The sequence below is a fragment of the Pseudomonas sp. lyk4-R2A-10 genome (genome assembly GCF_030209075.1).
Lineage (GTDB): Bacteria > Pseudomonadota > Gammaproteobacteria > Pseudomonadales > Pseudomonadaceae > Aquipseudomonas > Aquipseudomonas glycinae.
Map to the genome: position 1 here is coordinate 15602 of NZ_JARVSR010000005.1, position 12194 is coordinate 27795.

Sequence of the window (12194 nt, forward strand, 5' to 3'; positions counted from 1 at the left end):
CCATGAACGCCAAGATACTGGTTCTGCTGATGCTGCCGCTTGCAGGTTGCTCGAGCACTTCCGAAACCCAGAACATGCCGGTGAACATTCTCACCGCCACCCCGGCCAACGCTCAGGCCACCGACATGCCGAAGATCGAGCAGACCTTGCGCCCGCAGGATGTGCTGGACGTGATCTTCCACATCAGCACCAGCGGCTCGGACGCTTACCGCGTGCAGTCGGGTGACCAGATCGGGCTGAACTTCACCGCCGCCAGCCAGCTCAACGGCAACCAGTTGGTGCTGCCGGACGGCACCATCGAACTGCCGGGCGCCAACACCTCGGTGAAAATCGCCGGGCTGACCAGCGAAGAAGCACGCCAGGAAATCCAGCGCGCCTACCAGCGCAAACAACTGTTCCAGCCCAACCGCAATCAGTTGACGGTGCAGATCATCAGCCCGCTGACCAACGAGCAGAACCTGAAAAGCGCCCTCAACCACCCGGCCACCGGCATGAGCCGCGAAATCACGGTCGGCACCGACGGCTACGCCAGCTTCCCGGAAATCGGCGCGGTGCCGCTGCAAGGCATGACCGTCAACCAGCTCGAAGCGTTCCTCAACAAGAAGTACGCGCAACTGCCAGGAAGGATGACCGTGGACGTGCTGCTCAAATCCACCGCCGGCAATGAAATCTACGTGCTGGGCGAGGTCGGCCAGCCGGGTTCCTACCCGATCCGCCGGCCGGTGTCGGTGCTGGAGGCGCTGACCCTGGCGCGCGGCACCAACGTCAAGGCGCGGCTCGATTCGGTGGTGATCATGCGCCGAAACGGCAATCAGGTGCAGGCCGTGCGCTACGACGTCGAGAAAGCATTGTCGGGCGAGGCGCCGCAAATCGCCTATCTGCAACCGGACGACATGCTGTACGTGCCGAAAACCAAGCTGGCCAGCGCTGGCGAACTCGCCCGGCAACTGGCCGACGTGGTGCTGTTCCAGGGCGTGGGCTTCAGCTTCGGCTACCGCGTCGACAACAAAGACAGCAACAACAACTGACTCTCAGGTGACCGATCATGAATCCAAAGGAAAACTACCTGCATGAGTTCTTCAGGATCTTCTTCGCCAACAAGCAACTGGTGAAGCGAGTGTTCCTGATCTTTGCGGTGATCGCGCTGGTGCTGCCGCTGCTGCTCAAACAGAGCTTCGATATCACCGCTCAGGTGATCGTGCAGTCGAAAAAACTGTCGCAGGGCGACGCCACCACGTCGCTCACCGTGGACAACGCCACCTTCATTCCGCCGTCGCTGGCGGACATGGAGACCGAGAGCAATATCCTGCGTTCGCCGGCGCTGATCCGGCAGACCATCAGCGAACTGCGTGACAAGGGCGAATACACCCCGTCGCCCGGGATGTTCAACAAACTGGTGAGCGAGCCGTTCAAGCGCTACATCAGCTCGCCGCTGCGCCAGTACGTGATCAACCCGGTGCGTAACGCCCTGGGGCTTGAGACCGATCCGGTGCGTGACACCGCGCTCGATGCGCTGACCCAGCAAGCCATCGACAGCCTGAAAATCGAGACCCTGCCCGGCTCCAACGTGATCTCGATCGTCTACAGCTTCCCCGACCCGCATCAAGGCACGACTTTCGTCGCTGCCCTGTTGCAGAACTACCTGGTGAGCCGTCAGGCGCTGCAATCGATCGATTTGCCGCAGTCCTTCTACGAAACCAAGAAGCATCTCTATCAGGTGCGCCTCGATGGACTGGAAGGCAATCGTCAGGCGCTGCTGGAAAGCGTCGGCGCGTCGGATCCGAAGGAGGAAATCACCTTCCGCCTCAACGCGATCAACACCGAAGAGCAGGCGCTGAACCTGTATCGTGACCGCCTGCTGCAGAGCCAGCGCTGGCTCGAATACCTCAAGACCGCGCTGGCCGCTGCCAGTAACAGCAAACTCAACGACTACACCTTCCCCTACACCTTCACCACCACCGTCGACAACGTGGCGTTCGAGGATCGGGAAATCAAACAGATGGGCGAGCAACTGACCACCCAGGTCAGCCGCTACATGAACGATCTGGCGGTGTTCCAGCCCGGCAGTGAACCGATGCTGCTGACCCGCGAGCAGATTGCCCGCACCCGTCAGCAGTTCCTCAAGGTGGTGAGCAACCGCATCCAGGAACGCACTAACGATCTGGCGGTGGTCCAGCAGGTGATCGATCAGAAAACCGCGCGCATCGCCGAGTTCAAGAACCGCATCCACGAGTTGCAGCAAACCCAGAGCAAGCTGCGGCAGATGGACACCGAAATCGATGCCCTGCACGCCGCGTTCTCGACCTACGCCCAGCGTTTTGCGGAAAGCAGCACCACCCGCTCGCTGAGCGATGACCTGTCCAACGCCCGGGTGTTGAGCCCGCCGTTCGAGCCGACCGAAGCGGCGTTCCCCAAACCGATGCTGATCATTCCGTTCGGGTTGTTCACCGGTCTGCTGCTGGCAATTGCACTGGTCTACGTGCGTGAGTTCTTCGACCACCGCTTCAAACACCCGGCGCAAATCAGCCACGAGCTGGGCCTGCCGGTGCTGCTGGTGATCAACGACCAGAACGCGCAGCCGAGCAACCCGCACAAGAACTGGACCGTGCCGAGCTTCGTACACTGGGTGCGCAATTGAACACGCCGTCCGCCCCGAACGCCGCCCTGCCGATCATGCATTTGCTCAGCAGCGGTGGCTTCTACGGGGCCGAGCGCATGTTGCTCGATCATTGCCTGGCGACGCCGGGGCAGCACCAGGTGCTGTTCCTCGATGCGCCGCCGGAACTGATCGCGCGCTTTCGCGAGGCCGGCGTCGACGCACAAGGCTGCGCAGGGCTCGCTGCCCTGCTGCGGCACTTGCGTCAGCGGCGCGGTGAACAGCCGTTGATCAACACCCACAATTTCAAAGGCCTGTTGTTCGGCTGGGTCGGCGCCACGCTGTTGCGCCTGCCGCTGGTGATCACTCAACACGGTTTCACCCCGCGCAGCCGCAAGCAGAAGTTCTACACCTGGCTGAGTCTGCAACTGTGCCGCACGGCGTCGGTGGATCGAGTGGTGTGCGTCGCCGAGAGCATCGCGGTGTTGCACCGTCAGGCCAGCGTACGTGCGGAAAAGTTGCAGGTGATCCCCAACGGATTGCCGGCAGCCGCCGCGCTGCTTTCCGATGCGCCAAGACAACGCTGGCTCGCCGGCTACGTCGGGCGCCTGAGCAGTGAGAAAGGCCCGGATCTGTTTCTCGACGCGCTGATCCCGCTGTGTCACCAGCACCCGCAACTCGACGCGGTAATGCTCGGCGACGGCCCGGAACGCGAAGACTTGCAGGCACGGATCGACGCCGCCGGTTTGCAGCAGCGCATCCGCTTGCCGGGTTACCAGACCGACATGCGGCACTGGTGGCAGCAACTGGATGCGCTGGTGATCAGCTCGCGCACCGAAGGCACACCGATGATTCTGCTGGAAGCGATGCAGGCCGGGGTGCCGGTGGTGGCATTCGGCGTCGGCGGAATTCCTGATGTACTGGAGAACCGCCACAACGGCTTGCTCGCTGCCCCGACCGACAGCGCCGCCCTCGCCCGTCAGCTCGACACCTTGCTGTCCGAGCCCGGACTGGCACGGCAACTGCGCGATAACGCAAAACGCACGCAACAGGACCGCTACGACCTCAAGGCCCTGGCCGAACGCTGGTCGCAGCTGTACATCCGCACGGCACGGGAGGCACGCGCATGATTTTCCCGCTCTCGATCGTCAGTCTGCTGGGGCTGGCCTGCATTGCTCTGCTGGCCAGTCCCTGGCCCTACCTCGCGCCGGGTGCAGTGCTCGGTCTGGTGGGGTTCGCGGTGTTGTACCGCAAACCGACCTGGGGCCTGCTCGGCATTGCCGCCCTGGTACCGTTCGAGGGTTTCTTCAAGGACAGTTCGCTGTCCGGCAGCAAACTGATCGGTGCTTCGCTGGCCCTGATCCTGATGCTGCAACTGGCGATGCACCAGATCCCTTCGGATCGCCTGCGCAGCAATATCTGGCGCTTTCTGATCGCCTTCATGGTTCTGTACTTTCTGAGTCTATTGAACACCGATGACATGGGCATGTCGCTCGGTCATCTGCGGGAAATCAGCGTCGGCCTGATTCTGTTCGTCATCACGCTGCTGATCGGCCGCGAGCTGAACCTCGACCTGTTCGCCCGGCTGGTGACCCTGGCGGTCAGCACGACCTGCGCCATGGCCATGTTCTCCACCAAATTCCAGGATCAGGGCCGCGCCGCCGGCCTGCTCGAAGACCCCAACGCTTTCGCCCTGCTCATCGCGTTCGCCATTCCGCTGGGGCTGCTGCTGGTGATCCGCAGCCCGAACCTGTTGCATCGGCTGTTCTGGGGCGGTTGCTGCCTGCTGTTGCTCGGCGGCATGACCAAGACCGAATCGCGCTCCGGGCTCGTGGTGCTGGCCTTGAGTCTGGTGATCGGTTGCTGGCACTACCGTGCGCAACTGGCACGGATTCGTCCGCGTCATCTGGGCTTTGCCATGCTCGGCGCGGCGATCGTGATTCCGCTGGCGATCTATGCGATGCCTGCCGGTTACATCGCCCGTATCCAGTCGCTCAGCGTATTGAGCGCCGGCGCCAAGGGGCACAACGACGAATCCCTCGGCCGCCGCGCTTCGTACATCGTGGTCGGCGGCCAGATGATCCGCGAGAACCCGCTGCTCGGCTCCGGCCCCGGCACCTTCCCGCTGCACTACGCCACCACCGGTTACGCCAAAGCGTTTTCCGCCAACCGCAAGATCGGCGACCTGTATCGCCGGGCGCATAACACCTACCTGGAAATCTTCAGTGAGCTGGGGGTTCCTGCCGGCCTGATGTTCGTCGGCATGCTCGCGCTGGGCCTGTACAACCTGATGCGCGCACGCAAGGAATGGATGCTGCGGCGCAACTGGCAACAGGCAGATCTGATGACCCACCTGGGGGTGAGTTTTCTGTCGCTGACGCTGTTCCTGATGTTCCTCAGCGCGCCGAACCAGAAATACCTGTGGATCATGCTCGCCATGACCAGCGTCTTGCGCCTGAAAGCCGAGCAGGCACCGCTGACGGAGAGCAGGACATGAGCCGGATCAGCATCGTCATCCCGATGTACAACGAGGCCCGGCACATTGGCCGCACCTTGCTGGCCGCGCAAAAAGCGGCGCACGCGGCGGATGTCGAGTGTGAACTGATCGTAGTGGACAACGGATCGAGTGACGAAGGACCGCAGATTGCCCGGCAGTTCGGCGCCCATGTGCTGGTGATGCCAGGCCTGCTGATCGGTGCGCTGCGCAATCGCGGCACAGCCATTGCCACCGGGGAATGGCTGGCGTTCATCGATGCCGACATCGAAATGCCGGAAGACTGGTTGCGTCCATTGTTCGACATCGAAGCCAGCGGCCAGGCCGACGTCTTCGGTCTCGATCTGCACACCCCCGCCGCCGCGCCGTGGTACGCCGCTGCCTGGCAGCACCGGACCTTGCGCCCGACCACCCACACCAGCCATGTCGTCGACTGGCTGCCCAGCGCCAACCTGCTGATGCGCCGGCGCTGGTTCGACAAGGTCGGCGGTTTCAACGAAACCCTGCGCACGGGCGAGGACAAGGAGTTCACCTTGCGCCTGCGCGAGCACGGCGCGCGACTGCTCTCGATCAATGAAAGCGTGGCTCTGCACTGGGGCTACGAAATGAACTGGCGCGAGTGGATGGGCAAGGAACTGTGGCGCCAGGGCAGTCACCTGCAACTGCTGCGCAGCCATGGTTTCAGCCTGCGCCTGTTGCGGTTTCCGATGCTGTCGATCTTCGTCTGGATTCTCGATTTCCTGGCGATATCCGCCCTGCTCGACGGTTTCCCCCATCACGCCGCGATCATGGTGATGCTCACGCTGGTGCCGGGGCTGGTGCTCAGCGTGCGTCAGAGCGCCAAGCACCGCAACGTCTGCCTGACCCTGCAACTGTGGGGTCTGCACTGGGTGCGCCTGCACCTGGCGGGCGCGGCGTTCATTCTCAGTCTGTGTCATTGGAACGCCAGGAGGCCTGCCCGTGGCTGAATTCATTTTCTGGATGTGCCTGCTGCTGCCGGCGTACGCCTATGTCGGCTATCCACTACTGCTGACGCTGCTGGCGCCACTGTTTCCGGCGTGGCGCCACAGCCCGGCCCCGCCGCTGAACGTCAGCATCGTCATTGCCGCCCACAATGAAGCACGGCACATCGAACACAAGCTGCGCTCGCTGCTGTCCCAGGATTATCAGCCGGCGACCCTGCAAATCATTCTGGCCAGCGACGGTTCCACCGACGCCACCGTGGCCTGCGCACACAAGGTCGTCGACCCGCGAATCACCGTGCTCGACCTGCCCCGCCAGGGCAAAGCCGCCACGCTGAATGCCGGCGCGGCCCTGGCCACGGGCGACATTCTGGTGTTCACCGACGCTGATAACCAATGGTCGCGGGAAACCCTCGGCTACCTGCTGGCGCCGCTGAGCGATCCGCAGGTCGGCGCCTGCGCCGGGCACATGGTGATTCCGGTCACCGGTGGCGGACTGAGCATCGGCGACAGCCTTTATCGGCACTACGAGGGCTGGTTGCGCCGGGTCGAGAACCGTACCGGCTGCATGGTCTCCGCCGACGGCGCCCTGCTCGCCCTGCGCCGCGAACTGTTCGAGAACGTGCCGGCCGAGGTCAATGACGACTTTTTCATCAGCACCTGCGCGCCAGTGAAATTCAAACGCATCGTCTACGTGCCCGAAGCGCAAGTGATCGACCACGGCGTCGACGAAGCGGACAAGCAATTCCGCCGGCGCCAGCGGGTCACGGTCGGCGGCCTGCAAAGCCTGGCGCAACGCAGTGAACTGCTTAATCCGTTCAAGCATGGGCTGTATTCGATTGCGTTGATCAGCCACAAGCTGATCCGCCGTCTGGCGCCGATCCTGTTGCTGCCGCTGCTGCTGAGCAATTTCTGGCTGTGGGAAGACCACGGTTTCTATCGCCTGAGCCTGATCGCGCAACTGATCGGCTACGCCATTGCGATTGCCGGTCTGCTGGATTCGCAGCACCGCTTGCCCAAGCCGTTCCGCCTCGCGGCGTTCCTGCTGGTGACACTGGCGGGCATGAGCATCGGCCTGTGGCAGTTCCTGCGCGGCCAGCGTTATGCCCAGTGGAACCCTGACCAAAACCGTTGAGAGGGATCGAGCCATGGCGATCAAACAACTGATTAAACGCACCAGCGGCTGGCTCTATCTAAACTCGTCCGTGGGACGCAACCAGTTGCAAGGCGCAGGTGTGATCCTGATGTTGCACCGCGTGTTGTCCAATGATCGCGCCGCCGACCTGCCGCACCGCAACGAACTGTGCGTCGGGCCCAAGGCCTTCGAACACTTGCTGGTGTGGCTGCGCAAGCATTTCGATTGCGTGCCGCTGATGGAGATCCTGCAACCCAATGCCTTGCGCACCGAGCGTCCGCAGGTGGCGCTGACCTTCGACGACGGCTGGCGCGACAACGCCGCCAACGCTTTTCCGCTGCTGCAGAAACATCAGGTGCCGGCGAGCATTTTTCTTTCCACCGATTTCATCGGCAGCCGGCAGCGTTTCTGGTGGGAAAGCATCGGCGAAACCCTGTGGGGCAGTCATGGTGAAAAAGCCCGCACGCACCTGATCGAATGCCTGCGTGCCGCCGGCCAGCCGTTGCCAGTGCTGCTGGACGACATCGATGTGGATCGCCGCAGTCTGACCCTGTTGCATTATCTGCAAAGCCTCAAGGCGCTCGATCCGAAGATACTCGAACGCCTGACCGACGAGTGCCCGCAAGAGTCGCAACCCCAGGCACTCGACTGGCATCAGGTGCGGGCGATGGAGTCTTCCGGTCTGGTGCGTTTCGGCCCCCACGGCGCCAGTCACGCGATCCTCACCGGCCTGGACGACGTGCGCCTGAGCGAAGAAATCAGCCGCAGCAGCGATGCCCTGAACAACGGCTGCAACCGGCCGTTGCCGGTGTATTGCTATCCCAACGGGGACAACGATGAGCGTGTGCGCGAACAGGTTGCCAATCACGATTACCCGTTCGCCCTCGGCACCGGCACCGGCCTCTATCGCGGCACAGGCGATCCGCTGAACCTGCCGCGCTTCGGTGTCAGCCAGCGCACAGCGCGCAATCCGCAACTGCTGTCGTGGCGGATCTACCGTGGAGCGCGGCCATGAGCCGAGGCAGTTACCTCAAGCACCTGGCGCTGAGCATGGGCACCAAATTGGCGATGATCGCCCTGCGCCTGCTGAGGAATGTGCTGCTGGCGCGAATTCTCGGCCCCAGCGAACGGGGCCTGTTCGCCCTGCTCAGCACCCTGCCGGACCTGATCAGCGCAGCCACCAGCGGCGGCCTTAATTCGGCGGTCGGTTATCAGGCGGCCAAGCAACGGCCGATGGGCTTGTTGCTCGCGCAAGTGCTGGTGTTCGGCTGTTTGCTGGCGGGGCTGCTGACCTTGCTCGTGGTGGCGCTGGTGCGCGAGTTCGGCAGTAAATTGGATGTGACGATGCAACTCGGTCTGCTGGCGTGGCTGTTGCTGCTGGCGGTGCCGTTGACCGTGCTCAAAAGCGGTCTGCTGACCTTGCACAATGCGTCCGGCGGTGTGGTCGCGTTCAATGCCTTGCGGCTGGTGGAATCCCTGGCGCCGCTGTTGCTGTTTCTCGCGTTGTTCTGGATGTGGAAAGAAGCGGCCCTTGAAGCGGCGCTGATCAGTTGGCTGGCCGGCATCAGTCTGGTGGTATTGGTCGGCTGGCTGTGGCTCAAACGCGCGCAGCCGTTGCAGCTGCAATGGGATCGCGCCAGCCAGAACGAACTGCTGCGCTTCAGTGCGCGCAGCCATCCGGATCTGCTGTTCCAGCAAGTGATCCTGCGTTCCGATTACCTGTTCATTGGCGCCCTGCTCGGCAGCACAGCCCTGGGGCATTACGCGATGGCCAGCGCCGCCGCCGAGCTGCTGCTGATCGTCCCGGAAGCGGTGACCACGCCGCTGATGAAACGCCTGCTGCAACAGGACGAAGGCATGGACAAGGTCACCCCGCTGGCCCTGCGCCTGACCGCCACGGTGATGCTCGGCGCCTGCCTGACCATGGCCGTGATCGGCGAATGGCTGATCGTCACCCTGTTCGGCGTCGCCTACCAACCGGCGTATCCGGCGCTGCTGGCGTTGCTGCCGGGGCTGCTGGGCCTGTGTTATGCCAGCATCCTGCGCCTGGACCTGATCGGCAAGAACCGCCCCGGCACGGTGTCGCTGCTGATGGGGCTCGGTGCGCTGCTCAATCTTGCGCTGAACCTGCTGCTGATTCCGGCCTACGGCATCGTCGGTGCAGCGGCAGCGTCGTCGATTGCCTATCTGGCGGTGACCGTGGCGATGCTGGTGTTGTACTGCCGATTGAGCGGCGTGGCGTTCTGGCAAACCCTGATCATTCTGCCCAGCGACCTCACGCCGATGTGGCTGATGTTGCAGCGTCGTTTTTTACAACGGAAGTCAGCATGAAAGGCCTGGCCCTGCTGTTCGGTCTCGGCCTGTCGCTGGACGCCTTCGCGGCGTCGATGCGCTGGGGCGACATTCGCGACGGCAGCCTGTACCTGCAAGCAGATCGCCCCGACACGGTGACCGTGCGCTGGGCGCCGGCGTGGCAGGCGGAGGCCAACGAAGAGCACATTTTCCTGCTCGACGGCCGGGGCCAACTGCAGGGCGAGCGCTTCATCAAGGCCAGTGAAACCCGTGGCGGTCAGAGCTGGCCATTGGCGCCGGGGGCCGCGAGTTATCAGCTGGAAATCCCCGGCTACAGCTTCCGCAGTTACCGGGTCGAACACGACGAAAACACCGTGGCCCTGTTCGCCCCGGCCAAGGTGCATTTCAGTGCGGAAACCCATAACGGCGATGAACTGTATTTCAAGGTCGCCGCCGGTGAGCACGCGATCTTGGCGGGCAAGTTTCACGGCGGGGTCAGCGCCCTGCAAGCGCAGCGGGTCGGTGACGGGCAGCCCCTGACACTGGCGCTGAAACCCTATCGCGCCTATTGGCAGTTCGATCAGGTGGCGTTGCCGGTCAACGAACGCGAGCAGGTCTGGCGCCTGCGTCTGCAAGGCAGCGGCAAAGCGGCGTTCTGGCTCGACGGCACGGCCAATCTGTTTGCACAGACCCCGCAACAGCTCAAACCGCTGCGTGAAGACGACGGCCAGACGCGCCTGACCCTGCACGACAAAGTCCTCGGCCGCACCCCGGATCTGGGCATCGCCCTGCCCTACGTGATGCCGCCGCCTGCCAGTCATCCGCTGCTCGATGCGCTGAAACCGACGGCCGCCAGTTACTACAGTTTTGTCGACGTGACGGCGAGACAACCGCACTTCGAAGATGCGTTTCGCCAGGTCTATCAGGATCGCTTCGGCATTCGCCAGGACATCACCTTGCTCGCCGGCAGTCAGCGTCAGGCCGATCTGCGCGCCGACGTGCAAAGCAACAACGGCCTCGACGCATGGCTCGCCAGCACCCGTGCGCTGGGCGGCAAAGGCACGCATTACATCGGGTTTGCCGACGAGCCCAACCTGAATTATTCAAGCTACGAGCAATACCGTTCGATCTTCACCAGCATGGCCCGGCAAGTGCGCAGCGACCCGGCCAATGCCAAGGCCGGCGTGCGTATCGCGATGCCGGCCAGTTCGCGATTGGTCAACGGCCCGTTCGCCGACAACGCCGCGAACAAGCGTGGCATCGACTGGGCCCGACGCCTGCTCGGTGAAGCCGCCGATCAGGTCGATGCGCTGGCCTGGCACGAATGGATGATTCGCGACCTGCTCGCCACTCGCGTATACCGCGACAGCGTGCGTCGGGCGGCGGATCTGGTCGGTCTCGACGCCAAGGGTCAACCGCGCAAAGCCTTGCTGCTGGACCAGACCAACCTGTCCAGCGGCTCGAGCCTGAGCCCCTACGATCAGGAAACCCATTTCACTTCGCTGTGGTGGGCCTCGGTGGTGATCAACGCCTCCCAGGACGGTTTGTTGACCATGCTCAACTGGTTTCAGGCCGCCGACGAGCCGCAGTACCCCAAAGGCATGTTGCGGGTGCTGGGCGATGACCGCTTCGAGTTGAAACCGGTGGGCCTGGCTCAGCAGTTCATCCAGCAGCACTGGCTGCACAAGGTGTTGTGGCTGGAGAACGATGCGTTCGAAGTCGATGTGCTGGCGATGGCCGGCGACGATCAGCGCGGGCTGCTCGGCGTGAACAAGGGCACGCGCTTGCAGCATGTCGATCTGGCGGGAGCCAAATGCCCGCTAAGCGGCGGCGCACTGCGCTATTTCGGCGCCGACAACCGCAGCCGCGACGCGCCTTTTCGCTGTCAGGACGGCCGCGTGCGATTCGAACTGCCGGGACAGACCCTGTTTGCCCTGCGCTGGAGCGCCTCATGACCGCCCCGTTGATGTCCGGCCGCGCTGGCCTGTGCCGCGCGATGACTCGTCATCAGGAGCCACGACCATGAATGTTTTGCAAAAAATCCGCGATCACATCAAACACAAAGGCCTGCGGGCCACCTTGGCCAAGGTGTGGAAGCACTACGTCTTTTCTCATCAGGAACTGCTGTGGATGGAGCGCGACCTTGTCAGTCCGGTGCCACCCCACAGCCTCAAGCCCTACCCGCCACTGCGGGTGGTGAAGATCACCCCGGACAACGTCAGCGCCTTCGCCCGCCACTTCGGCGACCGCGTCGGCACCATGGCGGAGCTTGCCCGGGAACATCACACCGGGCACATGCACCTGGACGATCAGGGCCATGCGGTGGCCTTCATCTGGGGCACCGCTCAAGACTATTTCGACCGGCACTACTACGGCTGCCTGTTCCCGGTGAAACCCGGTGAGTTCTTCGAATTCGGCGGCGAACTGACCCGTGCCTACTGGGGCACCGAACTGTCGGTGGACCTGCAACTGGAACTGTGGAAAGCCATGGCCGCCCAAGGCTGCGACAAGGTCGTCGACGTCTGTGAGTTCCACAACATCCCGGCGCTCAAGCTGCATCTGCGCATGGGCTATACCGAACAGGGCCGGATCATGAATGTGTATGAGTTGTTCGGTCGCTGGCGCTTCTATCGCGAAACCCGCTACAGCGGCTCGCGCCTGGACGCGTTGCGCAAACCTTCCCGTCCACCTGTCACAGCAACGGCGACCTGAGCC

10 protein-coding genes are annotated in these 12194 nt (G+C 63.2%); all 10 read left to right on the forward strand.

Going from position 1 to position 12194, the window contains the following annotated elements; all coding sequences use genetic code 11:
• The first annotated feature begins 2 nt into the window (after positions 1-2).
• The 10 genes from QRN46_RS08700 (at position 3) to QRN46_RS08745 (ending at position 12191) form a co-directional block, all read left to right on the forward strand.
• Positions 3-1028 (forward strand): polysaccharide biosynthesis/export family protein, encoded by a 1026-nt coding sequence (locus QRN46_RS08700; RefSeq protein WP_221615697.1) that lies wholly within the window; start codon positions 3-5, stop codon positions 1026-1028.
• A gap of 17 nt (positions 1029-1045) precedes the next feature.
• Complete coding sequence (locus QRN46_RS08705; protein ID WP_011333465.1) at positions 1046-2638, forward strand: GumC family protein; 1593 nt, start codon at positions 1046-1048, stop codon at positions 2636-2638.
• 35 nt (positions 2639-2673) lie between these two features.
• Positions 2674-3726: a glycosyltransferase family 4 protein gene (locus QRN46_RS08710; RefSeq protein ID WP_373423143.1), complete on the forward strand. Its 1053-nt coding sequence runs from the start codon at positions 2674-2676 to the stop codon at positions 3724-3726.
• Complete coding sequence (locus QRN46_RS08715; RefSeq protein ID WP_011333463.1) at positions 3723-5093, forward strand: O-antigen ligase family protein; 1371 nt, start codon at positions 3723-3725, stop codon at positions 5091-5093. Before QRN46_RS08710 ends, QRN46_RS08715 begins: the two co-directional genes overlap by 4 nt.
• A complete protein-coding gene (locus QRN46_RS08720) occupies positions 5090-6058 on the forward strand; it encodes a glycosyltransferase (RefSeq protein ID WP_011333462.1) in 969 nt (322 codons plus the stop codon). Before QRN46_RS08715 ends, QRN46_RS08720 begins: the two co-directional genes overlap by 4 nt.
• A complete protein-coding gene (locus QRN46_RS08725) occupies positions 6051-7187 on the forward strand; it encodes a glycosyltransferase (RefSeq protein WP_201817602.1) in 1137 nt (378 codons plus the stop codon). The genes QRN46_RS08720 and QRN46_RS08725 overlap by 8 nt, the downstream gene beginning before the upstream one ends.
• Before the next feature lie 13 nt (positions 7188-7200).
• Positions 7201-8202, forward strand: a complete 1002-nt coding sequence (locus QRN46_RS08730) for a polysaccharide deacetylase family protein (RefSeq protein WP_011333460.1) — start codon at positions 7201-7203, stop codon at positions 8200-8202.
• A complete protein-coding gene (locus tag QRN46_RS08735; protein WP_011333459.1) occupies positions 8199-9518 on the forward strand; it encodes a lipopolysaccharide biosynthesis protein in 1320 nt (439 codons plus the stop codon). Before QRN46_RS08730 ends, QRN46_RS08735 begins: the two co-directional genes overlap by 4 nt.
• Positions 9515-11434: a hypothetical protein gene (locus tag QRN46_RS08740; RefSeq protein ID WP_285354542.1), complete on the forward strand. Its 1920-nt coding sequence runs from the start codon at positions 9515-9517 to the stop codon at positions 11432-11434. Before QRN46_RS08735 ends, QRN46_RS08740 begins: the two co-directional genes overlap by 4 nt.
• Before the next feature lie 67 nt (positions 11435-11501).
• Positions 11502-12191: a GNAT family N-acetyltransferase gene (locus tag QRN46_RS08745; RefSeq protein ID WP_011333457.1), complete on the forward strand. Its 690-nt coding sequence runs from the start codon at positions 11502-11504 to the stop codon at positions 12189-12191.
• The last annotated feature ends 3 nt before the right edge of the window (positions 12192-12194 follow it).